This window comes from Deinococcus sp., from assembly GCF_025362455.1.
Classification (GTDB): Bacteria; Deinococcota; Deinococci; order Deinococcales; family Deinococcaceae; genus Deinococcus.
Window position 1 is genome coordinate 1 of the sequence record NZ_JANYGJ010000107.1, and the last position, 23,735, is coordinate 23,735.

Here is a 23,735-nt window from a genome sequence, read left to right on the forward strand (position 1 = left end):
AACCCGCCGCGTCGCCGCCCAGGTCCAGGGCGTCATCACCGGTATGCGCGAGATGAACACCGCCGCCCAGCAGAGCGCCGAGGTGGCCCGGCAGTCGCTGGCCGCCTCCCAGCAGGGCCGCGAAGCCGTGCTCGGCACCCTTGACGGCATGCAGAACATCCGCCGCGAGGTCCAGGGCGTGGCCCGGCGCATCAAGACCCTGGGTGAGAGATCGCTGGAAATTCAGGAGATCGTGGACACCATCTCGCGGCTCTCACGCCAGACCAACCTGCTGGCGCTCAACGCCTCGATCGAGGCGGCGGGCGCAGGCACGGCGGGCACCCGCTTCGCCATCGTCGCCGACGAGGTGCGCAAACTGGCCGACTCCTCCGCCGAGGCTACCGGGCGCATCGCCTCGCTGATCCGCACCGTCCAACTGGAGATCAGCGAGGTGGTCACCAGCGTGGAAGACGGCACCCGCGAGGTCGAGCAGGGCTACAAGGTCGCCAGCATGGCCGGAGAGCGTCTGGGTGAGCTGGGCCGCCTGTCCGCCGAGGCCGCCCAGTTCGCGCAGGCCATCAGCGCCGCCACCGGGCAACAGGTGAGCAGCATCGAGCAGATGGGCAGCGCGGTCTCGCAGATCGGTGAGGTCGCCGAACAGTCGCGTCTGAGCGTGCAGCAGGGCCGCGAAGCCGCCGAGCGCCTGTTGCCCCTGACCCGGCAGCTCGACGACAGCCTGGCCCGCTTCCAGCTCCCGACCTGAGCCGCACCGACCCCTGAGCCGCACTGACCTGAGCCGCACTGACCTGAGCCGCAGCAAGCCGTATCAAGCTGAGCCGCACCAAAAGGACACCGCCTATGACGCTCTTCCCCGACGCCAATCCGATGCACCCGGACGCCGAGATGCTGGCCACCTACCTGCAAGACGCCCGCGAGGTCGTATCTGGGCTCGAAGAGGGCGCCGTGGACCTGTGGCTGCCCGACACCCAGTCGCAGGCGATCTCGCACCTGTGGCTGCTGGCCCACCGCCTTCAGGGCACGGCGGGGCTCTACGGCCATCCGCAGACCGCCGCCCTGGCCGGACTGCTCGAACGGCTGCTTCAGGGCCGCAGCGAGCTGGCCGAGAGCGCCGTGGTGCTGGTCACTGAAATTACCGAGCGGGCCTGCACCTGCTTTCACGAGGCGCTCGCCCGCCTCTCGCACGGCAAAGACGAGGGCAACGTGGGCCTGACCTTCGCCGAGCTGGGTGGCCCGGCCTCGCTGCTGAAGCTGCTGCGCACTCACCCCCGGCCCCGCCAGGAGCGCCCGGCGGCAGTGCTCAGCCAGGAAGAAGCGCCTCAGGAGAGTTTCGCCCACGCCAACGCCGACATCTGGGAGGATTTCGGCCCGGAGGCCAGCGAGCTGGTCGCGCAGCTCAGCGACAACCTCAGCGCCAGCGAACCCGACCTCCAGACGCTGTTCCGGGCGGCCCACACCCTCAAAGGCAGCAGCGCCATGATCGGGCTCTCCAGCCTGGCCGACACCGGGCACGCCCTGGAGGATCTGCTGGCCAGCGTGCGCGAGGACGGGATGACCTTCGCGCGGGCGCTGCCGCTGCTGCGCGAGGGCCTGGCGACCGCCCAGGACGTGCTCTCCCACGCCGAGGGCCAACTGGAGGCCGAGCCCACCGCCCGCATCGCCTCGCTCAGAGGCAGCGTGGCGGCGCTGCTGAGCGGTCAGGTGGCCGAGCCGACGCTGAGTACGCCGGATACCCAGATGGCGGCCCCCACCCGCCTGAGCATCCGGGTAGGCAGCGAACAGCTCGACAGCATGCTCGGCCACGTGGCCGGACTGGTCTCGGCCCGGTCGCGCCTGAGCAGCTTCGGCGTGCGCCAGCAGGCCCTGGGCGTGAGCCTGGATGACGCCCACATCCGCGTGCAGGGGACCATTCGCAACTTCGAGGAACGCTACCTCAACCCCGACCTGATGCCCCAGAACGCCAACCAGCAGGGGAACAGTCAGCAGGAGACCAGTCAGCAGGCCAGCAGCACCGAGATGCCCGGCGAACTCGACAGCCGACTCTCGGACTTCGGGGCGCTGGAACTCGACACCTACACCGACCTGAACATCCTGGCCCGCGCCGTGACCGAGCTGAGCGCCGATTTGTCTGAAATTCGCGCCCAGAGCCTGGAAGCCAGAGCGACGTTTACCGAGGAACTCACCGCCCTGGAAAAGCTGATTCGCCAGCTCCGCGCCGATCTCAGCCGCGCCCGGCTGCTGCCGCTGACCCGCGTCCTCGCCCCGCTGCAACGCTGGGCCGAGCGCCGGGATGATCTGGAGCTGCACATTTCGGGCGAGGACAGTTTCATCGACGCCCAGCAGGCCGGGCCACTCGGCGAGGCGCTGCTGCACCTGCTGACCAACGCCGCCGTCCACGGTCAGCAGGGCGCCGAGGCCAGAGCCCACAGCGCTAAGCCCGCACCGCTCCAGATTCGCCTGGCCCTGCGCCTGAGCGGCGGCAGCCTGGACGTCAGCGTGGCCGACGACGGCGCGGGCCTGAACCTGGGTGCCCTGAAGGAACGCGCCCTCCAATCGGGCCACCTCAGCGCCGCCGAACTGGCGGTGGCCACGCCCGCGCAGCTCGCCGAACTGGTGTTTTTGCCGGGCCTGAGCACCGCCCAGTCGCTGACCCAGGAGGCCGGGCGCGGCGTGGGCATGGACGCCGTGCGGGCCGCTATCCGGCGCCTCGGCGGGCGCGTGAGCCTGGTCAGCGCTGCGGGCCAGGGCACCACGGTACATCTGCGCATTCCGCTCTCGCAGCAGATCGGCGACGTGCTGCTGATTCAGGTGGGCCGCCTCCAGGTCGCGGTGCTGGCCTCGCAGGTGACCAAGCTGAGCGCCGTGGTGGGCGGCGGGCCTCCGGGCGCGGTGGACCTGAATACCCTGTGGAACGAGCCCCCGGCCAGCGGCGAGCGCTACCTCGCCACGCTGAGCCTACCGGGCGTCGCGGACGAACACGGAGCACAGGAAACCCTCGACATCCTGGCGGACCGCTTTCTGAACATCGAGGAAGTGGTGCTCAGGCCCGCTGGCAGCCTGTTGGGCGCCCTGGGCTACCTGGGCGCCCTGAGCACCATCAACGACGCCGCCGGGCAAGCCGTGGCGGTGCCGGTGCTCGATCCGGTGGGCCTCTCGGCGCTGCGTGGGCAGCCGCTGCGCCCGGCCAGGCTCAGCCGCGCCGCCCCGGTGGGCGCCCGCATCCTGCTGGTCGACGACAGCCTGAGCGTGCGGCGCCACGTCAGCCGCTCGCTGGAACGCGCCGGGTTCACGGTGCTCACCGCCAGCGACGGCCAGGAAGCCCTGGAGAGGTTGCTGTCGGGCGAGGTCGCCGATCTGGTGCTGACCGACCTGGAAATGCCGCGCCTCAACGGCTTCGAGCTGATTCGGGCGCTGCGGGCCAGCCCGGTGACAACGGGCCTGCCGGTGGTGGTCATGTCGACCCGCGCCGGGGAAAAACATCAGCGACTGGCGCTGGACCTGGGCGCCAACGACTACCTGGCCAAACCCACCGGCGAGCGCGTGCTGGTGCGCCAGCTCAGCGCCCTGCTGAGTCAGGCCCTGCCGGGCGAGGCCGTCGCGGCACCGGCAGTCGCGGCGTCGGCAGTCACGGCGTCGGTGGTCGCCGCGCCGTTGACGGCAGGTGACGATTGACTGTGTTTATGTCAACGCCTGTGTTTACATCAACGCCTGTGTTCAAGTCAACGACTATGTTCATGTCAACGATGTCCTGGCCACCGTCGCGGGCTTTCGTCGTCGCCTGGCCACAAGGCGGGCCGATGATCGCCGAACCCCCCACCCCCAACACCGCTCATACTGACCAGACCGACACCGACTGGCCCGCACGCCTGGCCCTGGAGACCTCATGAATCCAACCGACGCTCACCTGACGCAGCCCCCCCACTTCACTACCGTGCTGGTGGTCGACGACAGCGTGAGCGTTCGCAAGGCGCTGGAGCGCATTCTGACGCCGCACGGCTACCACGTGCGCATGGCCGACAGCGCCGAGCAGGCCCTGACCATGCTCTCTCCGGTGCCGGACCTGGTGCTGGCCGATATTCTGATGCCGGGCCTGAGCGGCATAGACCTGGCCCGCAGGCTGCGCGACGAACGCCCGGAGGTGCCGGTGCTGCTGATGAGCGGCGTGGTCGATGAGATCACCCAGCAAGACGCCCGCCACGTCGGCGCCCATCAGGTGCTCAAAAAACCCTTCACGCCCAGCGAGCTGCTGCCCGCCATCGAGCCGTACAAGCGCGTGCCTGAGCAGCTTCAACCCAGCGAATTCGAGTACGGCGACGAACCGGTGCGCGTCACGCAGACCTCACACCTGGGCGGCCTGGACCGTCTGCCCGGCCTGCTCTCGGCGGCGCTCTACAGCTCAGACGGCGAGGAGCGCGAGTACCAGATTCGCCCGCTGGAGGCGGTTCTGGGCACCTACGCCCGCTTCTTCGTCACGGCGGGCATCACCGCCGCCAGCCACGTCGAGGCGGGCAAGATGCAGGCGGTGCATCTCCAGTTCGAGGAGGGCGTGCTGTCCTTTGTGCCGCACCAGCACGGGTATCTGTACTGCCTGTTCAACTCGCTGGAAGCCAGCAAGCAGCTTCTGGTCTGGCAGGCGTCGGGCGTCTGGCTGAATTGATGTGGCTCAGAAGGCGGTGGGCGACCCTCCCCGCCACGGCACTGAGTCTGAGTTTGGGGAGCATGAGTCTCGGCGCCCCGGTTGCCAGCCTGCCGGAGACGCTGCCGGGGTTCGTGCCCGCCCAGGCAGCAGGCACAGGCGGAATCCTCGATCTGGCCGCCAGGAGCGCTGACATGACGTGCCAGATCTACCGCAGCTTTCAGTACTCCAACCCGGCGGTAGCCAGCGCCTCGCTCAATACCTGGCTGGGCGGCCTGGGTATGGAGAGCCAAACCATCAAGAGCAGCGGCGCCGAGATTCTGTGGCTGGCCAGAGGAGAGCTGGGCCGTGTGTTCGGGCGCTGGCAGGCCGATCAAGGAGGCACCGGCTCCGGACAGTTAGACCTGTGCTCGGATCAGGCCCAGTTCGCCGTGGACACCAACCAGACTCAAACACTCTCGTCGGGCACGACCAGCACCACCCGCGTTCCCATCTTTCTGATCGCCGGGGCGATGGCGCTGCTGATTCGCTTTCTGAACAAGATCGTGGACGGGATTCGCTTTGTGGTGGGCGGAGCCATGCGGCTGTTCAAAAAAAGCTGAAACCGTCTGTCGATACGCACCCGCTCCCCGGAAGGCGGGTGTTGCGCCGCCGTTCTGACGCCTCACCTGCGCTATGCTACTGGTCGGTCTGAATGCGCCCACGCGACGCCGATGTCCAGGCTCCTCCACAACTCAGGCTCTTCCACAACTCAGCCCCTTCCCTGCGGCCCTGTGAGGCCACCCTGGTCCTGTGAGGCCCGAAAGGAGCACCATGAACGACGAACCTTCAACCTGCCGCCACGACGCCGTGGACGGCCCGTTTTTTTGGGTCACGGTATGAAAGCCTCGATTCTCAGTGCCGAGGAGATGCGCCGGGCGCTGACCCGCATCGCGCACGAGATTCTGGAACGCAACAAGGGCGCCCAGAACCTGGCGCTGATCGGCGTGCATACAAGGGGTATCCCGATTGCCGCCCGGCTGGCCGCCAAGTTGCAGGAACTCGAAGGCGTGGCCGTGCCGCTGGGCCGCCTGGACATCACGCTCTACCGCGATGATTTAAGCGAAATCGCCCGTCAGCCGATCATCCGCGAGACGGAGGTGCCGTTCGACCTGGCCCGTCGCCGGGTGATTCTGGTCGACGACGTGCTCTACACCGGGCGCACCGTGCGGGCCGCGCTGGACGCCCTGATCGACCTAGGCCGCCCGGAAGGCATTCAGCTCGCGGTGCTCATCGACCGGGGCCACCGCGAGCTGCCGATCCGCGCCGATTACGTGGGCAAGAACCTGCCGACGGCCAAGACCGAGCTGGTGAAAGTCAGGCTCGAAGAGACCGACGGCACCGACAGCGTGGAGCTGTGGGACATCGACGAGCTGAGAAATGACGGGCTGAGGGCCGAGCAATGACCGCCGCGACTGGACCCCGCCCCCGCCACCTGCTCGACTTTCAGGACTGGAGCGCCGAGCGCCTGAGTGCCCTGCTGGACAATGCCGACACCATGAGTCAGGTGCTGGACCGGCCCGTCAAAAAGGTGCCCGCGCTGCAAGGGCTGAGCGTCTGCACGGCCTTCTTTGAGAACTCGACGCGGACCCGCATCAGCTTCGAGCTGGCCGCCCGGCGAATGAGCGCGGACGTGGTGAGCTTCGCGGCAGGGGGCAGCAGCGTTTCCAAGGGCGAGAGCATCCGCGACACCATCGAGGTGCTCACCAGCTACAAGGTGGACGCCTTCGTGGTGCGGCACGCCTCAGCGGGCGCGGCGCATCTGGTGGCCCGCTACAGCGGCAAGCCGGTCATCAACGCGGGCGACGGACGCCGGGCGCACCCCACCCAGGCGCTGCTCGACGCCTACACCATCCGGCGCGAATTCGGCAGCCTGGAAGGCAAAACGGTGGCGATCATCGGGGACGTGCGCCACTCGCGGGTGGCCCGCAGCAACGCCGAGCTGTTGCCCAAGCTGGGCGCCAGGGTCGTGCTGTGCGGTCCAGCCACCCTGCTGCCCCGCGAGCTGGCAGCCGACGGCGTGACCCTGACCACCGACGCCCGCGAAGCCGTGCGGGGCGCCGACGCCGTGATGGCCCTGCGACTCCAGCAGGAGCGGATGGACGCCGGGTACGTCGGCAGCTTGCAGGACTACGCCGCGCAGTATCAGGTCAACGAGACGCTGCTGAGCTACGCCCCCGACCACGCCATCGTCATGCATCCGGGGCCGATGAACCGCGACGTGGAGATCAGCTCGGACGCCGCCGATGGGCCGCGCAGCCGCATTCTGCAACAGGTCGAAAACGGGCAGGCGGTGCGGATGAGCACCCTGTATCACCTGCTGGTAGGGCGGGCGTGATGGAGTGAGCAGCATGAAACGGGCACAGGTAGTGCTCACGGCGGTCCTGACTCTCCTCTGTTGGCAAGGAGCGAGTGGGTTTGCCGGGCCGGTGCTCAAACCGAACCGGGAAAGTGTGCTCGTCTCAAGGTACGTGACTGATCTCATTCGTGTGGCTGAACGGCACAGGCGCACCACCGGGCTCCGCCTCGTCCGGGTTGATTGCCGGGAGAGCCTGCTGGGCGCCTCACCGCCCTCCGGACTGGGCCTGAAGCGCTGCACGCTGACCCAGAGCAAGACGAGTATCAGCGTGGCGCTGGTGACTGGGCGACGAGCCGAAGTCAGTTTCACGTTTCCCAAAGATGACCTGTTTCTTCCGGTACCGCCCCTCCCAGCACTTCCAGTCGTGAACCCTTGATGGCCTCACCTGGCCCCCGTCCACGCGACGCCCTTCAGGTCGGTATCCGACTCTTCCGTGAGGCGGCGATGTCCACGCTCACGCTCGAACAGCTCGCGCTGAGGCATGGGTTCACGCCGGGCGTGCGGCAGGGTGAGTTCGCCCACTTCGCCCACGCCAACGTGCCCGACGCGGCGCTGCGGCCCTCGCGCAACTTCTTTCACTTCTTTCTGGAGTCGCAGCCGTACCGCGAGCCCGCTGACCGGAGCCGCTACTACTCGCTCTACACCCGCTTCGAGTCGCTGCACGCCGAGCTGGCGAGCGAACTGAGAGCCGAATTCGGCCTGCCACGTTTCTCCGGACGCTACGGTACGCCGGGCTATCCGCTGGCGCTGACCGGCAGCGACCATCTGGCGCTGTGGCACCTGGGCCGCTGCTACCTGAGCCTGGAAACCGACCTGGCGAGCTACCACGACGCCTTCAACGTGGAAGTGTTTATCGGGTTTGTAGAGGACGTGACATGGTGAGCGGGCCGCGTCCGTCTATCGTGGTGCCCGACCTGCACGGTTGTCCGCACTTTCTGGAGTGGATCGGCAGGGCGTTTCCGGAGCGTTCGTATATTGTTCTCGGCGATCTGATTCACCGGGGGCCGGACTCGCGGACGTGTCTGCAAGGCGTCCTGGCACTGGCCGAGGCAGGCCGGGCCGTGCTGCTGGAAGGCAACCATGAATTCTGGGTCCGTGACGAGGGCCTGAGTTTAGAAGCTAAGGCGCGTGAACTCTGGTTTCGTCAGCACGAGGCCAAAGTCGCCGCGCAGTACCGGGCGGCAGGCGAAAATCTGAATCACTTCATCGGCGATATGGAGCGCTTCGCCGCCCTGGCGCTGCCCTACCACACCGAGGGCCAGATGCTGTGCGCCCACGCCGCCCGCCCCAGCTTCGGCACGTCACCCGCGCCACTCGACAACGGCCACCTCTGGGACGACCCGGAACTGGGCGTGCATCCGCTGCCCACTAACCTGTTCCCCGATCTGACCTACTCGGTTCACGGGCACTCGATTCACCCGTTTCCACTCGTCGATCTGGCGGGCACGGGCACGGTCTACCTCGATCTGGGCGGCTATAGAACCGGCCAGTTCTGCGTCTGGGACGCCGAGCGCCGGGCCGTCGTGTTCTACCCGGAAACGCCGCATCAACGATAGCCAGAATGAATTCGACTTCCCAGGAGGCCCCATGCCCACACTCACCATCACCAATATCCGCCGCCCCGGTTCCGAGAAATCCGAAACGCTGACCGTCGAGAACGGTCTAATAAAGGGCTGGAATATCAAGCCAGAGGGCGAGATCATCGACGGCAACGGCGCCACGCTCGTTCCGGCCTTCATCGAGCCGCACGCCCACCTGCGCGAGCCGGGGCAGGAGCAGAAGGAAGACCTGGCCTCCGGCCTCGCGGCGGCGGCGGCGGGCGGCTACGGCACGGTGGTCAGCATGCCGAATACCTCGCCCGTGGTGGACGACCCGGCCATCGTGCGTGCCCTGATCGAGAAGGCCGGGCGACTGGGCTTTGCCAGATTGCGCCCCGCCGCTGCCCTGACACGCGGCCAGAACGGCGAGCAACTGGCCGAGCTGAGCTTACTGGCCGGAGCTGGAGCCGCCGTGTTCACCGACGACGGGCGCACCAACGAGAACGCCCGGACGCTGCGCCTGGGGCTGGAATACGCGCACTCGCTGGGCCTGGTGGTCAGCGTCCATGCCGAGGACGCTGGCCTGCGGGCGGGCGGCGTCATGAACGAGGGGGCCGTCAGCGAGGCGCTGGGCCTGCCCGGCAACCCGGCGGCGGCGGAGGCGGCCCGCGTCGCCCGCGACCTCGAAATCTGCGCCATGACCGGCGGACGGCTGCACATCCAGCACCTCAGCACGGCCCGCGCCCTGGACCTGGTGCGGGGGGCCAAGGCGCGGGGAGTCAACGTCACCTGCGAGGTCTGCCCCCACCACCTGCTGCTGACCGACGAGGCGCTGCGGAGCTTCGACGCCGTGTACAAAGTCGCCCCGCCGCTGCGAACCCAGGCCGACACCGAGTATCTGCTGGCCGGACTGGTGGACGGCTCGGTGGACTGCCTCGCCACCGACCACGCCCCGCACACCCGCGCCGAGAAGGAGCGCGACCTGCTCGAAGCGCCGTCGGGCATCGCCTATATCGAGATCGCCTTTCCGCTGCTTTGGACGCATTTCGGTAAAGGATTGGGCTTGCAGAAGCTGGTGGAGCTGCTGACGGTGGACGTAGCCCGCGTCCTCGGCTGGCCCGCGCCTGAGCTGGAAGTGGGTCAGGCAGCGGACTTCACCCTGCTCGACCTCGACACCGTGCGCCCGGTGCAGCCGGAGACCTTCAAGAGTAAAGCCAAGTTCAACCCCTGGACGGGGCAGGAGCTGCGCGGCTGGCCGGTGCTGACGGTGGTCGGCGGCGCCGTCGCCTTCCGGCGAGCCTGAACTCAAGGAGACGACAATGACTATACCCCTCGCTGACGATATGTATGCGCTGGCCGACGCCCTGCTGGGTCAGGTCATGGACACCGCCCGCGCCATCGGAGACGAGGGCCTGAACGTCCTGCCAGCCGGGCTCCAGAACACAGCCTACACCATCGTCTATCACCTGCTCGGCTCGGCGGGCTACTGGATCGGGGAGGTGGTGGGCGCTCAACCGACTGGGCGCGTCCGGGCCGAGGAATTCGGGACGCATGGCACCCTGCGCGAACTTGAAGACCGCTACGCCGACACGCGGGCGCGGGTGGACCCGGCGCTGCGGGGCCTGGACGCTTCAGCGCTCACGCCCCATCCCACCGACCTCAGCCGGGGCATGCTGAGCTGGGGCTTTCTGCCGCCGCAAGGCCGCAGCGACGTCTGGGTGGTCGCGCACGACCTGGCGCACATCGGCTATCACCTGGGGCAGCTCAAACTGATCGAGCAGTTGCTGGCGAACCATCCGGCTGGCTGACCCACTGCATAAATTTGACTCTCGGCTCATACCGAGCTATATTTTCCCAATCAGCGTCCGAGAGGGCGCGTTTTTTATTGTGTCCATCAGAGTCCAGTTCATGAAAAAGCCGGAGCCCACGCCCCGGCTTTCGTCTCCCCCGCCCTCATACGGGATTGCTCTGATTCCAGTCTATGTTGAAAAAGCGCCAACATAGACTTCCATCGCCGCCATCCCGTATTGCTTATACTCGCTCCGCTCGGATTCGTCTTCGACTCATCTTAAGTTGGTATCAGTCGTTGGCGGCGCTGACGGGGGGCGGCGTCACGGTGGCCGCGCCGCGCAGTTGCAGGGCAGAGAGCAGGTTCACGCCCGTGGCGTTCTCGACCTGCTCGATCAGCGAGATGATGTTGGCGGGCAGCGTCCCGATGGCGTTGCGGCTGGCCTGGCCCGACCCCGAATCGAGCACCGTCAGCTTGTCGATGTGCATGCCGCGCACGCTCTGGGCGAACTCGGAGACGATGCCGGGGAGCATGTTGAGCACGTAGGCCCGTTCGCCCTCGCTGCCCGCCTGACGAAAGGCCTCGGTCATCAGCCGGACGGCCTCGGCCTTGGCGCGGCCCTCCTCGATGATGGGCGCGGCGGCGGCCTGGGCTTCGAGCAACTTCGCCTCGCGCCGGGCACGCGCCGGGGCCACGATGTCGGCCTCGTAGCGCTTGGCGTTCAGAATCACGCGCTCCTGTTCGAGCTGCTGCTCGGCGACCACGCGGGCACGCTCGGCGGTCACCTGAGCCTCATTTTCCTTAGAGGCGGCCACGGCGCTCAGCTCGGCGGTGCGGATGCGCAACAGGTTTTGCTGCTCCAGCACCGTCTGCGAGCTGATGGCCTGGGCCACCTGGGCACGCTGCCGGGCCTGGGCCTCGGCCTGGGTGGCCTCCGCGTCGCGCTCGGCCTCGGCCACGCGGGCTTCCTTGAGCACCTCGGCGGTCTGGCGGCGCCCGATGCTGCCCAGATACCCGCTGGCGTCCGAGACGTTCTGGATTTTGAGCGTATCGAGCTTGATGCCCAGGTTGCCCAGGTCGTGCTCGGCCTCGACGATCAGCCCCTCGGCGAAACTCAGGCGGTCCTCGTTGATCTGCTCCGGGCTCAGGGTGGCGACCACGCCGCGCAGGTTGCCCTCCAGGGTGTCGCGCACGATGCTGGTCAGCGCCTTGCGGTCCACGTCCAGGAATCTCTCGATGGCGTTGGAGAGCTGCGGTTCCTGGGCATTGATCTTGACGTTGGCGACGGCGTGGATGCTCAGCGCGATGCCGCCCTTGCTGTAGGCGTTCTCGACGTGCAGGTCGAGCGGAATGGTGGTCAGGTCCATCCAGGCCACCCGTTCGAGCATGGGCACCCGGAAGGCCCGACCGCCGCGAATGACCCGGTAGCCCACCGAATCGCCTTCCTTGGTGGTGCGTGAGCGGCCTGAGATGACCAGCACCCGGTTGGGCGGCACGATCAGCAGCAGCGCCTGAATGGTCATCAGCACGATGACAAAACCGATGAGCACGATGGCGGCCAGCACAATAGTTCCAGTCATGAAAAGCCTCGAATAATCAGTTGAAGAGGAAGGTTCACCAGCGCCGCGCCAAGCCGGGCCTCAGCGGGCGGCGGCAGACCCCAGCACTCCCAGATCCAGTGCTCCCAGACCCAGCGCTCCCAGACGGGCTGCCGGGCATGTCGGGTAGCATCCGGACGAAACGTCCTCACGTCCCGCTCCAGGCCCGCACGTCCAGCAGACCGCCCTGGTCGCCGACGACGATGACCTGATCGCCGGGGCGCAGCACGTCCTCGCTGCGGACCAGTCGCTGCTGCAACTGGCCCTCGATGGTCAGCTCGACTTTGCCGGGCCGGTTGGCGGCGGGCGCGACCAGTACCTGAGCGACCCGGCCTTCCAGGGCGGCTGAGTGGGTGCCCAGGTTGCCGTGCCGACGCGCCAGCCGCAGCGCCACCGCCGCGAAGGTGCCGACCAGCAGGCCGCAGACGAGCGCGAAGGCCAACTGGGCCACGCCGCCTAGCCCCAGCCCCGCCGCCGCCAGGCCACCCAGCCCGAAAAAAGCCGCGAAACTGGTCAGCGACCGGAGCGAAAAGAAGCTGGCGATGTCGCTTGCCGGGTGGTCCACGCCCGCATGGTCCGCGCCGAGGTCGTGGTCATGACCACCGAAGACCGAGAGCGCCATCAAACCGCCGCCCACGATGAGACAAAACAGGTACAACATGCCGCCTCCTGAGCACTGATACGCGGCTCAGCGGCGATAAGTTGCGCGTCGGGGGATGGGGCGCCGGTGACCGCTTCGGCTTGCTCGCCCTTGTTCTGAACGCCCTGAGGGATCTGGCGTGGCAGGTCCGCCTTATGTCGTACCGAAACGCCTGATGTGCCGCTGCCGTCCGGCGCGAGGTCGGGAGGCCCTTCGGCGGCGCTCAGGGTGACAGCTCGTGTCGACTTACGGCATCAGGCGGGTGGTGGTCCAGTGCTCGCCGCCTCGCCGGTACACGAAGCGGTCGTGCATGCGGTTGGGTCGGCCCTGCCAGAATTCCCACTCCTGCGGCGCCAGACGGTAACCGCCCCAGAAGCCGGGCTTGGGGATGCTCGACCCTTCCGGAAACCGCGCTTCCAGAGCAGCGAATTTGGCTTCCAGCGCGGCGCGGCCCTCAATCGGGGCGCTCTGCGGGTCGCTGGCGTGGGCGGCGAGCTGCGATTCGCGGGGCCGGACGTGGAAATAGGCGGTGGATTCCTCGTCGCTGAGCCTCGCAACGGAGCCGTAGACCCGCACCTGGCGCTCGATATCCGGCCAGAAGAACAGCAGCTCGGCCTGCGGATTGGCGGCGAGGTCACGGCCCTTGTGCGAGTCGTAGTTGGAATAAAAGCTCAGCCCGCGCTCGTCCACGCCGCGCAACAGCACCGTCCGCACGCTGGGCCGCCCGGCGGCATTGGCCGTCGCCAGACTCAGGGCGTAGGGCTCGATCATCTGGCCTTCCAGCGCCCCGGCGAACCACTGCTGGAACTGCGCCAGCGGGTCGGCGTGCAGGTCACTGCGGCGCAACTCGCCCCGCGTGTACGAAATACGCTTCTCGGTCAGGTCGGGGATGGTGTCGGACATGTATTCAGGGTGGCACAGTGGGGGCCAGCACGGGAGGGAGATGGGCTACGAAGCGGGCAAGCTCAGGCCATCCCCGGCAAAACGATGTCCTGGGCGCGGCGGGGGCCACTTCGCCAGACCCTTCGGCTGCGCTCAGGGTGACTGTGTTTCGGTTGTCCACTTCTTCGGGCTGAACCTCTTCCCACCGCGCCCCACCTCCCTACCTCGCTTTCAAAACCTGACAATGTGGACAGAAATGCGTCCCCCGCTGCGCCAGCACGATCTTTTCTATCGTCACTCCGCAGCGGTCACACGGCGTTCCGTTCCGGGCGTAAGCGTGGTGCCGGAGCTGGAACAACCCGGCCTCACCGTCGTGCTGCTGGTAAGTGCCGTCACCTAAGGTGCTGCCGCCCGCCGCCACCGCCGCCGCCATGACCTCGCGGACGGCGGCATACAGCTTCCTCGCCTCGGCGGGCCTGAGCCTCGTCTGGGCCGGGTGCAACCGGCTCATCCACAGGCTCTCGTCGGCGTAGATGTTGCCCACGCCCGACACCGGCTTTTGCGACAACAGCCAGGGCTTGACCGCGCCTGCACTGGCGGCCAGCTTCACGAAGTCGGCCTCCCTGAAGTCGTCCGACAGCGGTTCCGGCCCCATGCCGTGCAGGGTCGGGAAGGCGGCGTACTCACCGGGCCGGACCACCGCCACCTTGCCGAATTTCCGGGCGTCGTTGAAGTAGACGGCGCCCTCGTCGGTGTGGAGCGTGACGCGGGTGTGCTTGCCGTGCTCCAGCCGGAAGCCGCCGGTCATGCCCAGGTGAACCAGCAGTTCCAGCGGGCCGCTATATTCAGCGTTGGTCTCATCCTCGGCGGCCTCGCTCGCCGCCAGTTGCAGCAGCAGGTACTTGCCCCGCCGCCCTATTCCGGTGACGGTGCGGCCCTCGGCGCGGTGGGTGCCCAGGTATTTGTGCGGCGCGTCGTGTTCGATACGGGTCAGGACACGGCCCACCAGCAGCGGCTCAATCTTGCGGCGGGTGGTTTCGACTTCCGGCAGTTCGGGCATGCGCTCAGGCTAGCGCCAGAGAAGGACGAACACCGTTACGGCCACCTGTCACGGGAAGGCGGCCTTGCCCGGCTGCCATGTCCCGTCCGGCCCACCAGCCCAGTAGTATTCACCGTCAGGGCGAGCGTCCAGACAGTGCCAGATTTGTTCCAGCGGCACACGGCGGGCGAAGCGGGTGCGGGCGTGCCACTCGGCCAGGGCGGCGGCGCGTCCGGCACTGGGTAGGCCGCGCAGCAGGTTAGCGGCCCGGTTGATGGCCAGATCGAACAGACCGTCTGGGACGCTCAGGAGGGGGCACCATGCCGGGGCTCAGGCATTCAGGCGGTACGTCTCGCCGTCCACGCTCAGGCGACCCTGGGCGCTCAGCGTGGCGACGGCGGCTCTGGCCTGTTCGGGGCTGAGCGGCGACTGCGTTTCCAGCTCCGGCAGCGTGAACTGCCCGCCCCGGCGGTGTGCGAAGCGCTCCACCATCCGCTCCTGAATGTCACTCCGGGCCGCCTGGGTCGCCCGCCCGCCGAACAGCCAATAGACCATCCAGCCGATGAGGGCGCCGCCCAGCAGCTCGACGGGAATCATGTTGAAAGCCAAAGCGGCGTCCGCGAAGCGGTGGTGATACGGAAAGGGCCTGCCGTCCGATAAAAACACGCCGTAGAGGATCAGCGCGGTGCCCAGACCCGCGACCAGAGCGGCGATGAAACGGGGAACCTTGGCGTTCATGAAAGCAGTTTAGCGCCGGGTGGGGGTGGCACATGGCTGATGGAGAGGAGGAGGGGGCAACGGACCTGGCAACTGCTGTGTTTCGGCGGTTCGCCCGTCCCACGCCCCACGCTACGCCCCTGGTACACGCCTCTCCTACAGCACCTTTTCCATGAACACATCGGCCCGCACATACGGTAGGTCGGGCCTCCGCTCAGGCGGGAAGTGCAAGAAGCCCAGCGACTCGTAAAGACGCACGGCGTTGGGGAGCTTGGTGCTGCTGCCCAGAAAGAGGCTGGCCGCGCCCAGCGCCGGGGCCTGAGCCATGACGTACTCCAGCAGCTTACGGCCCAGCCCCTGGCCGCGCAGGGTCGGGTCCACCGACATTTTCGATAGTTCGAACACGCCGCCCTGCACCGGCACCAGCGCTGCGCAGCCGACCACCCGTTCACCCAGACGCGCCAGATACACCTGACCACCCCGCCCGATGATGTGCGTCTGCGGATCGCCCAGCAGCCGGATGTCTTCGGGTTCCAGCGAAAAAATCTGGCTGATCCACTCTTCGTTGAGCGCCCGGAAGGCGGCAGCGTCCTGGGATGTCCGCATTGGACCGAAGGTCAGCGTTTCAGCAGGCGTCATAGCAGCGTCCCCATAGCGCAAGGGGAGCAGCTCGCCACCTTGCGGTGATGCCGCTCGGCTCACCCCACCATTCCCCTCACCCTTCACTTGCTACTTTCCGCTCCCCCTACCCCGGCAGCATGAATCTTACCTGCGTGCCCTGGCCCGGCTCACTGTCCAGGCTGAGCTGGCCGCCTGCCAGGGCCACCCGCTCGCGCAGACCGAGTAAGCCCATGTGCCCCTCCTGGGCGCGGCGCTCGGCAACACGCAGGTCCAGACCCTGCCCGTCGTCGCTGACGCTGATGTCGATTTGTTCGGGTAAAAACACCACCCGCACGGCGGCGCTGTGGGCCTGGGCGTGCTTATCCACGTTGCCCAGCGCCTCCTGCACGGCCCTGAACAGGGTCAGTTCGGTGGCGCCGCCCAGCCGCCGCTCGGCACCCTGGACTTCCAGGCGGGTGGGCGTGCTGACCTGCGACACCAGCCACTCCAGCGCCGGGAGCAGCCCCAGATCGTCGAGCACGCTGGGGCGCAGGTTGCGGGCAAATCTCCGCACCGAATCGGTAGCGGCGTTCAGCTCGCTTCTCAGTTCGGTGGCCTGGACGCGCTGCTCGCCGCTGAGGGTGCGGCTGAGCTTATCCAGGCGGCGGCCCAGCGCCACGAGCACCTGGGCCGTGTCGTCGTGCAGCTCGCGGCTGATGCGGCGGCGCTCCTCCTCCTGGGCCTGGGTAAACAGCGACAGGAATTGGCGCAGCTCGCCCTGCCGCCCCCGTGCGGCTTCGAGTTCCTGGCCCCGGCGCTGGATTTCCTCGGCCAGCGTTTGCAGTTCGCTGAGGTCGCGGGCGAGCAGCAGCAGGCCCTGGACCCGGCCCCCCGGCCCCGCCGAGACGGCAGACAGGCGGACTTCCAGGTGAAGGTCGCGCTCCAGGCCGCCCACCGTGACCTCGCAGCGGCCTCCAGATTCGGGCGCCTCCAGGCAGGCGTCCCAGGCGTCCTTGAAGTCCGGGCTGTGGATCAGGCTCCACAGCGGCAGGCCGTCGAGCGGCCCCAGGAGCCGCAGCGCGGCGGGGTTGGCGTAGGTGATGGTACCTGCCGTGTCGGCGGCGACAATCAGGTCGTGGGCGCTCTGGGCCAATAAACGGTAGCGGGCCTCCTCACGGGCCAGGGCACCGAGCAGGCGTTCGCGGCTCAGCGACACCGCCACCTGCTCGGTGAGTGAGCGGGCCAGGTGCAGGGCGCGTTCGCTGGGCGGATCGCCCTGCACCTGGTCGGCGTAGAACAGGCCCAGCAGGGTGCCCTGGTGGCGAATCGGGGCCAGCAGGCCGCTGCTGGCGCCTTCGAGCAGGTGCCGCCGGGTCAGCGGGCGCGGACCCCGGCCCAGTTGTGAGGACAGCACGCCCAGCCGCTCGGTGTCGGGCAGTTCGGGGAAGTTGTAGCCCGCCACCTCACTGTAAAGGTCGGTACTGTGTAGCTCAGCACTGTGTAGCTCAGCACTGTGTAGATCAGCACTGTGTAGCTCGGCACCCAGCCCATCACCCAGACTGTCAGGCAGGGTCACGATCAGGCCGCGATCGGCGCCCAGGGCCAGGGTCAGCTCGCGGGCCACCGCCCCCAGCGCCCCGGCAGCCAGCGGCGACTGGAGTCTGGCCGCCACGCTCAGCAGCACGGCGCCCTCGCGTTCGCGCCTCACCTCGTCCTCGTAGAGCCGGGCGTTGTCGATGGCCAGGGCCACCTGGGCGGCAAACACCTCGGTGAGCGCCAGGTCCTCGGCGTCGAGCGGCAGGACTTCGGTGTAGTACAGCGTCAGCGCCCCGAAGGCGTTTCCCCGCGCCGAGAGCGGCAAGGCGGCGACGCCCCGGTAGGGATACTGGCCCGCCGCCAGCAGTTGCCGGGTGTAGCGCGATCCGCCGCTCTGATGTTCAGCCGTGAGGTTGCGCGAGTACACCAGGGCGCCGCGCTCGATGGCCCGCCCGGTGACGCCCGCGCCGACCCTGGCCCTTGAGCGCAGCACGTATTCGCTGGGCAGTCCGATGGCGCTGCGAATACTGAGGGTCCGGCCATCCGGTTGCCGTTCGTGAATGGCGCAGGCGTCGGCGCCGAACAGGGTGCGGGCGTAGTTCAGTACGTTCTGGAAGGTGTCGGCCAGCTTCAGGCTGCGCGATAAGGTCACGCCCACTTCACGCAGCGACTCGGCCACATGGCGCTTGCGGGTCTCGTCGGCGTACAGCCGGGCGTTGTCGATGGCCAGGCTGGCCTGCTCGGCAAGCGCCAGCAGCAGCGCGTCGTCGCCCTCACTGAGCGGGCGGCGAATGCGCAGGTCGGCGTAGAGGATGCCCAGCGGCCTGCCACGGGCCTTGAGCGGCGCGATCAGGGCGATCAGCGGCGAGAATTCAGATAAGCCCACGCCCAGCGGCGTGGCATGGTCGCGCTCATGGTCGTAGACGATGACCTCGCCACGCGCCATCAGCCGCTCGAAGCTCTCCGGCCCGACGCCGACCTCACCGCGAAAGTCCGCGTCGAAGCCGTGGGTGAACACCTGGCTGGCCTGGGTCGCCGCGCTGCCAGTGCCCAGCTCGCCGAACAGCCCCACCAGCGCCCGCTCGAAGCCCAGCGAGTGTGCCGCGCTCTGGGCGGTGGCGGTCAGCACCTGCGCCAGGTCCAGACTGCCGCCGATGCGCTCGCTGAGCCCCGCCAGCGTCTCGGTGACGCGCCCGCGCCCGCGCCGCGCCTCACGGGCCAGCGTGCCCTCGAAGGCCAGGCCCAGCAGTGGCAGGGCGGCTTCCAGTTCGCCCAGCGCCTCCGGGTTGCCGCCGACCACCTCCAGCACGGCGCCAGGGCCAGCTCGCAGCGGCAGGGCGCACAGCATCCCGGCGTGCTGAACCTTGCCCGAATCGAGGGCCAGCCGGGCCAGCGCCGGGTCACTCAGGCCCAGGCCGCGCCCGGCGCAGCAGACCACGCTCAGGGCCTCGCCCAGCCGCGCCTGAGCGCCGTGCGCCCGGCACAGCTCGGCGGCCAGCGTGGCGAGCATGGTCAGGAACTCGCCCGCGTGCTGGGCCTCGCTGAGTTTGGAGAGGGCGGAAAGCATGAGAACTGGATTCTCAAGCCTTCTCAGGCGGAAGATCGGTGTTATTCACCGCTTTTTGCAAAAACTCTAGAAATACCTCGGCACTCGTAGTCAGTGGTCCCTCCCAGCCCTGGCTGAATATCGCTAACTCCCGGCGGCCCTTTTCGAGATAAATTTCAATGAATAATCGTTCGCCCAGCGTCAGTTCGGTGACAAGCGTTTCACGCTGAGGCTGACTGGCAATCACCAGTCTGTATTCCGCCCGCTCAATATGAGGCATCACTCGATGGTGCTCAGGTCGATCCAGCCGCGCTTGATGCCGTAGAGCACGGCCTCGGTGCGGCTGCCGACATCCAGCTTGGAGAAGATGTTGGCCAGGTGGACCTGCACCGTGCGCGGGGAGATATCCAGGTCGCGGGCGATCTCCTTGTTGGTGCGGCCCGTGGCGGCGATGCGCAGGACTTCCAGTTCACGCGGGGATAAGGTTTCGCCCACCGGGCTGGGGCTGCTCTGGGCGCTGAAACGGGTCAGCACCTTGCGGGCCACCGCCGGAGTCAGGGCGCTCTCGCCCGCCGCCACCGCCCGCACGGCGCCGAGCAGCTCGTCTTCACCGGCATTTTTCAGCAGGTAGCCTGCCGCGCCCGCCTCGATCAGCGCGAACACGTAGGCGTCGTCGTCGTAACTGGTCAGCACCAGCACGCCCACGCTGGGGCGCTCCGCCTTGATGAGCCTGGTGGCCTCGATGCCGTTCATGCCGGGCATCGACACGTCCATTAAAATCACGTCGGGTTGCAGCTCTCTGGCCTGCTCGACGGCCATCAAGCCGCTGTCGGCCTCGCCCACCACGCGCAGATCAGTCTGGCCTTCGAGCAGTTCACGGGTGCCTTTGCGGACCACCGGGTGATCGTCGACCAGCAGCAGTGAAATGGTGCGGCCCCGGAGGGCGGGTTGGGCCTCAGTTGAAACGTCCATGCGTCAGTGTAGCGTGGGGTGCGCGGGAGGCTGTGCGCGGGAGGCCGTGCGCGGCAGTAGGAAGTGGGCAGGTGGGAAGTGGGCTTGATCTTTTCCCACTTCCTACTGCCCACCTGCCCACTTCCCAACAGCAAAGAGCGGAGCCGTAGCAGACGGCCCCACTCTCCGGTTCCAGCTCTTACTTTTTGCGCTTGGTCGGCGTGGCGGGCTTTTTGCCGCCTGCGGTGGTGCGCTCCTTGGCGTCACGCATGAACGACCGGAGCTTGGCCTCGAACTGCGGGCTCTGGCGTCCGATGGCGCGGGGACGAGGAATCTCTTCGGGTTCCTCTAACAGCTCCTTGATCGAAAGATCGAGCCTGCCGCGTTCGTCGCGCCCCAGCACCTTGACTTCCACGCTGTCGCCCTCATGGACGTGATCGTGGATGTTGCGGACGAAGGAGTGGGCGATCTGGGAGATGTGAACAAGTCCCGTCTCGCCGTTCTCGAACTGTATAAACGCGCCGAAATCGGTGACGCGGGTGACGCGGCCTTCAGCGACCGCGCCGGAATCAAGTTGCACGAAGGGTGCCCTCCAAAAGAAGCATAAGGCTATGGTACACCATCGCCGCCGGAGGTGGATAGAGGCCGATCGTGAATGCGGCCCATTGCGGGCGCGGGCGCCCTGTGAGGCTGTAGAGTGAAGTTCATGAAGTTTCGCGGCACACTCGGCGGTCTGAACATCCAGCTCGGCGCCTCAGACACCCCAGATTCGGTGGCCGGGGCGCTGGCTTCGCGCGTGGCGCTGCTGGCCAGCGAGGTCACCCTCGACATCGACGGCGAGGCCCACATGGACACCTTCGACGCCGTGAGGGCGGCCATCACGGCGGCGGGCGGGCACATCTCGCGGATCAAGGCGCCGCGCCTGGTCACGCCACCGATGGTGGCCTCGGCCAGCGGCGAACTGGTCACCGCGCTGCCCACCGCCGCCGCCGCCCCGGCGCACCTGGAGGAGGGCGAAAAGCATACGGTGGTGTTGCCGGGCAGCGTCCGGGCGGGTTTTCGGGGCGAGTACGGCGGCAGCGTGGTGGTGCTGGGGGATGTCAACCCCGGCGCCGAGCTGGTCGCGGGCGGCGACGTGATCGTGCTGGGCGCCCTGCGCGGCGTGGTGCATGCCGGGGCCGACGGGATGGAGAGCGCCATCGTGTGGGCCAGGCCGATCGCCAGCGCCCAGATTCGCATCGCCGGAGCCGTGGCCCGCGCCCCGGAGACCAGCAGCCTGAGCAGCATGAAAAAACTCGCCAACACCGAATCCGAGGTCGCCCGCCTGGAGGGCGGTCAGATCGTGATCGTCTCCAGCCACTCGCCGAGGTCGCTGCCGGATCACCGCTGAGGGTATGGAGGTCAGGTGCGAACGGTTAACACCGGGCCTGACCGTCGGCAAAACGGACGAGGTACTGGCGATGGAGACGTCAGGCCGCCGAATCGCCTACTGGGTCATGGACGGCATCGTGGGCGGCATCGACGGAGCACCGACCCCGTATGAGCACTTCTATTTTGGAAGTCTGATCGCTGAGTTCCCGGAGCGATACCGCATCCGAATCTCGAAGGGACTCGATCCCTCCGCCATGCTGATCGCACCGGAGGAATGGACCTACAGCGACACCGAAGACCTCCCCGACGCCGTTCGCGGAGGCGACGGGGAGGCTGTGGAGATACTCGGTCTCAGCCGGGCCGCACCAGCACCGACTCGCCCGCTTTCAGGCCGGTGCGGATCATCAGTTCGGGGGGCAGCAAGATGAACGAGCCGATATTGGGCGCCGGGCGCACCGGCAACTGATGGACCTTGCCGCTTTGCTCGTGGCGGAGCTGCACCTGTTTGACGGGCGCGGCCTCGGTGTCGCGCCAGCGTTTGTAGATCGTCTCGTCGACGACCACCACGCCGGAGACCTGCTGGGTAACCTGCACCACCAGGCGGGCCACGCGGGTTTTGCGCTCGGTAATCAGGCGCAGTCGGCACAGCCGCCCCAGCAGCGCCGCCGCGTCAGGGTGGCGGGCCAGCTCCGAGAGCGGCTGCCCGGCGCCCACCGCCTGCACGATTTCGTGCTCGTGCAGGCTCAGGTTCAGCTCGGCAAAGCGCTCCGGGGCCTCCAGACGGCCAATGCCGGGGAATTTCAGCGGCGGCGGCGGCAGCAGCTTGAGCGCTTCGAGCGCAAAGGTTTCGTGCGCCAGGTCGAGGTCGGGGGCGGGCGCACGTTCATCGTTCTCGAAATGAAAGCGGCCACGCGGGTCGCGCAGAATCTCGGCCATCGCCGCCGGGCCGCTCAGCTCGCCGCCCTCCATCTGGCGCACCCGACCTTCCTTGAGGTAGACCGAGAACTCGCGCCGGTCGCGCTCGACGTGCAGCGCCCCGGTTTTGCCGCCTTTGCAGAGCATTGAAAGCAGTTCGACGAAATCAAACGTCTCCAGCGCGTTGGCCTGGGTCATGTTGGTCACGGGGTCACCGGAAACAGTCGGACTGAGGAGGTCGAGATTACCGGGCACAGGGGGCGAGAGGCGGGCACGGCTACAGGCTAGCGCAGCCAGCAGACCTGTGCGCCGAATGTCGACGCGGCGGCCTCCATATTGGTGGGGGCAGATCGGTGAGGGCCGCTGCCGCCGACCCCGAAGATAACAGGCGAACCTGAAGGCGCTCCCGACCACTCCTCCAGGTCCGCTTTTACTTAACGTTCGCCAATTTTAAGATGGCTTAACTTGCCTTCTGCATAGTGCCGATATGCTCTACTGGACGCATGACGGCTTCCTCTTCTCTGTCCAGTTCCGAACAGCTCTCCGTCGCCGTCGTGGGCGGCTCCGGCTACGCAGGCGGCGAATTCCTGCGCCTGGCGCTGGCGCACCCCAACCTGAAGGTCACCCAGGTCACCTCCGAGCGCAACGCCGGAATGCCGGTGCCAATGCTGCACCCCAATTTGCGCTCGCTGACCAACCTCAAATTTCGCAAGCTGGCCGAGCTGGAGGCCGCCGACGTGATCGTGCTAGCGCTGCCCCACAACTCGGCGGCGCGGCAGATCGGAACCTTCGAGGCGCTGGGCCAGGTCATCATCGACCTGTCCGCCGATTTTCGCCTCAAAGACCCGGAGGTGTACGCCAGATACTACGGCGAGGCCCACCCGGCGCCGGAGCGGCTAAGCGAGTGGGTCTACGGCAACCCAGAACTGCACCGCGCCGAACTGGTGGGCGCCACCCGCATCGCCTGCGCGGGCTGCTTCGCCACCAGCGTGATCCTGGGGCTGTATCCGCTGCTGAAACTCGGCACGGTGCTGCCCAAGGACATCATCGCCACCGGACTGGTCGGGTCCAGCGCGGCGGGGGCCAGCAGCAGTGATAGTTCGCACCACCCCGAACGGGAAGGCAGCTTGCGCGTCTACAAGCCGGTCGGGCACCGCCACACCGCCGAAGTCCAGCAGGAATTGCCCGGCAACTTTCCCATCCACCTGACCGCCATCAGCACGCCCAGGGTGCGCGGCATATTGACTACCATCCAGACCTGGCTGCCCGACGGCTACTCCGAGCGCGACGTGTGGGGCACCTTCCGCGAGGTCTACGCCGAGGAGCCGTTCATCCGCATCGTCAAGGTGCAAAAGGGCATTCACCGCTACCCCGACCCCAAGCTGCTCGACGGCACCAATTTCTGCGACATAGGTTTTGAAATGGACAATGAAACGGGCCGGGTGGTGGTCATGTCGGCCATCGACAACCTGGTGAAAGGCACGGCGGGGCACGCCGTCCAATGCCTGAACATCGCCCGTGGCTGGAACGAGCGCGCGGGGCTGGGCTTTGCGGGGCTGCACCCGGCGTGAGCGCCTGCTGA

General features: G+C 67.6%; 23 protein-coding genes. 12 read left to right on the forward strand and 11 right to left on the reverse strand.

The genetic code is table 11. The features are described from left to right. From Q0R23_RS08195 to Q0R23_RS08240, 10 genes are all read left to right on the forward strand, one after another. Positions 1 to 742: methyl-accepting chemotaxis protein (locus Q0R23_RS08195; RefSeq protein ID WP_293911998.1), on the forward strand; the 742-nt coding region annotated here is incomplete at its 5' end. Positions 743 to 837: 95 nt separating this feature from the next. Beyond that, positions 838 to 3,669 carry a response regulator gene (locus Q0R23_RS08200; RefSeq protein WP_293911999.1) on the forward strand — a complete coding sequence of 944 codons (2,832 nt, stop codon included), beginning with the start codon at positions 838 to 840 and terminating at the stop codon, positions 3,667 to 3,669. Between the two features lie 211 nt (positions 3,670 to 3,880). Continuing rightward, positions 3,881 to 4,654: a response regulator gene (locus Q0R23_RS08205; protein WP_293912000.1), complete on the forward strand. Its 774-nt coding sequence runs from the start codon at positions 3,881 to 3,883 to the stop codon at positions 4,652 to 4,654. A gap of 62 nt (positions 4,655 to 4,716) precedes the next feature. Beyond that, positions 4,717 to 5,235, forward strand: a complete 519-nt coding sequence (locus tag Q0R23_RS08210; protein ID WP_293912001.1) for a hypothetical protein — start codon at positions 4,717 to 4,719, stop codon at positions 5,233 to 5,235. 276 nt (positions 5,236 to 5,511) lie between these two features. After that, positions 5,512 to 6,078, forward strand: coding sequence for a bifunctional pyr operon transcriptional regulator/uracil phosphoribosyltransferase PyrR (gene pyrR / locus Q0R23_RS08215; protein WP_293912003.1), 567 nt, complete (start codon positions 5,512 to 5,514; stop codon positions 6,076 to 6,078). After that, positions 6,075 to 7,010, forward strand: coding sequence for an aspartate carbamoyltransferase catalytic subunit (locus Q0R23_RS08220; RefSeq protein WP_293912005.1), 936 nt, complete (start codon positions 6,075 to 6,077; stop codon positions 7,008 to 7,010). The genes pyrR and Q0R23_RS08220 overlap by 4 nt, the downstream gene beginning before the upstream one ends. Before the next feature lie 396 nt (positions 7,011 to 7,406). Next, positions 7,407 to 7,913 (forward strand): hypothetical protein, encoded by a 507-nt coding sequence (locus Q0R23_RS08225; protein ID WP_293912006.1) that lies wholly within the window; start codon positions 7,407 to 7,409, stop codon positions 7,911 to 7,913. After that, positions 7,910 to 8,587: a metallophosphoesterase gene (locus Q0R23_RS08230; protein WP_293912007.1), complete on the forward strand. Its 678-nt coding sequence runs from the start codon at positions 7,910 to 7,912 to the stop codon at positions 8,585 to 8,587. The genes Q0R23_RS08225 and Q0R23_RS08230 overlap by 4 nt, the downstream gene beginning before the upstream one ends. A gap of 31 nt (positions 8,588 to 8,618) precedes the next feature. Continuing rightward, positions 8,619 to 9,872 (forward strand): dihydroorotase, encoded by a 1,254-nt coding sequence (locus Q0R23_RS08235; RefSeq protein ID WP_293912008.1) that lies wholly within the window; start codon positions 8,619 to 8,621, stop codon positions 9,870 to 9,872. 16 nt (positions 9,873 to 9,888) lie between these two features. Continuing rightward, on the forward strand, positions 9,889 to 10,377 hold the full coding sequence (locus Q0R23_RS08240) for a DinB family protein (protein ID WP_293912010.1): 489 nt from the start codon (positions 9,889 to 9,891) through the stop codon (positions 10,375 to 10,377). A 271-nt stretch (positions 10,378 to 10,648) separates the two neighbouring features. Here Q0R23_RS08240 and Q0R23_RS08245 read toward each other — a convergent pair whose 3' ends face one another. The 10 genes from Q0R23_RS08245 to Q0R23_RS08295 all read right to left on the reverse strand — a co-directional run bounded on the left by Q0R23_RS08245 (position 10,649) and on the right by Q0R23_RS08295 (position 20,447). After that, positions 10,649 to 11,938 (reverse strand): SPFH domain-containing protein, encoded by a 1,290-nt coding sequence (locus Q0R23_RS08245; protein WP_293912012.1) that lies wholly within the window; start codon positions 11,936 to 11,938, stop codon positions 10,649 to 10,651. Positions 11,939 to 12,104: 166 nt separating this feature from the next. Then, positions 12,105 to 12,617 (reverse strand): hypothetical protein, encoded by a 513-nt coding sequence (locus Q0R23_RS08250; protein ID WP_293912013.1) that lies wholly within the window; start codon positions 12,615 to 12,617, stop codon positions 12,105 to 12,107. 225 nt (positions 12,618 to 12,842) lie between these two features. Then, entirely contained in the window at positions 12,843 to 13,499 is a 657-nt protein-coding gene (gene pdxH, locus Q0R23_RS08255; RefSeq protein WP_293912014.1) for a pyridoxamine 5'-phosphate oxidase, read from the reverse strand. A 199-nt stretch (positions 13,500 to 13,698) separates the two neighbouring features. Continuing rightward, on the reverse strand, positions 13,699 to 14,538 hold the full coding sequence (locus Q0R23_RS08260; RefSeq protein ID WP_293912015.1) for a DNA-formamidopyrimidine glycosylase: 840 nt from the start codon (positions 14,536 to 14,538) through the stop codon (positions 13,699 to 13,701). 309 nt (positions 14,539 to 14,847) lie between these two features. Then, complete coding sequence (locus tag Q0R23_RS08270; protein WP_293912017.1) at positions 14,848 to 15,255, reverse strand: hypothetical protein; 408 nt, start codon at positions 15,253 to 15,255, stop codon at positions 14,848 to 14,850. 135 nt (positions 15,256 to 15,390) lie between these two features. Further along, a complete protein-coding gene (locus Q0R23_RS08275; protein WP_293912019.1) occupies positions 15,391 to 15,873 on the reverse strand; it encodes a GNAT family N-acetyltransferase in 483 nt (160 codons plus the stop codon). A gap of 106 nt (positions 15,874 to 15,979) precedes the next feature. Next, positions 15,980 to 18,937, reverse strand: a complete 2,958-nt coding sequence (locus Q0R23_RS08280; RefSeq protein ID WP_293912021.1) for a GAF domain-containing protein — start codon at positions 18,935 to 18,937, stop codon at positions 15,980 to 15,982. A 13-nt stretch (positions 18,938 to 18,950) separates the two neighbouring features. Further along, on the reverse strand, positions 18,951 to 19,196 hold the full coding sequence (locus Q0R23_RS08285) for a hypothetical protein (protein WP_293912023.1): 246 nt from the start codon (positions 19,194 to 19,196) through the stop codon (positions 18,951 to 18,953). Next, complete coding sequence (locus Q0R23_RS08290) at positions 19,196 to 19,888, reverse strand: response regulator transcription factor (protein WP_293912025.1); 693 nt, start codon at positions 19,886 to 19,888, stop codon at positions 19,196 to 19,198. The genes Q0R23_RS08285 and Q0R23_RS08290 overlap by 1 nt, the downstream gene beginning before the upstream one ends. 178 nt (positions 19,889 to 20,066) lie before the next feature. Then, positions 20,067 to 20,447 carry a S1 RNA-binding domain-containing protein gene (locus tag Q0R23_RS08295; protein WP_293912026.1) on the reverse strand — a complete coding sequence of 127 codons (381 nt, stop codon included), beginning with the start codon at positions 20,445 to 20,447 and terminating at the stop codon, positions 20,067 to 20,069. A gap of 126 nt (positions 20,448 to 20,573) precedes the next feature. Between Q0R23_RS08295 and Q0R23_RS08300 the strand changes: the two genes are divergently transcribed. Beyond that, complete coding sequence (locus tag Q0R23_RS08300) at positions 20,574 to 21,257, forward strand: septum site-determining protein MinC (protein WP_293912027.1); 684 nt, start codon at positions 20,574 to 20,576, stop codon at positions 21,255 to 21,257. Between the two features lie 332 nt (positions 21,258 to 21,589). Here the strand turns inward: Q0R23_RS08300 and Q0R23_RS08305 are convergent, their stop codons facing one another. Next, on the reverse strand, positions 21,590 to 22,351 hold the full coding sequence (locus Q0R23_RS08305; protein ID WP_293912068.1) for a DUF4388 domain-containing protein: 762 nt from the start codon (positions 22,349 to 22,351) through the stop codon (positions 21,590 to 21,592). 305 nt (positions 22,352 to 22,656) lie between these two features. Here Q0R23_RS08305 and argC point away from each other — a divergent pair, with 305 nt between their 5' ends. Further along, complete coding sequence (argC, locus tag Q0R23_RS08310; protein ID WP_293912028.1) at positions 22,657 to 23,724, forward strand: N-acetyl-gamma-glutamyl-phosphate reductase; 1,068 nt, start codon at positions 22,657 to 22,659, stop codon at positions 23,722 to 23,724. Positions 23,725 to 23,735: the final 11 nt, after the last annotated feature.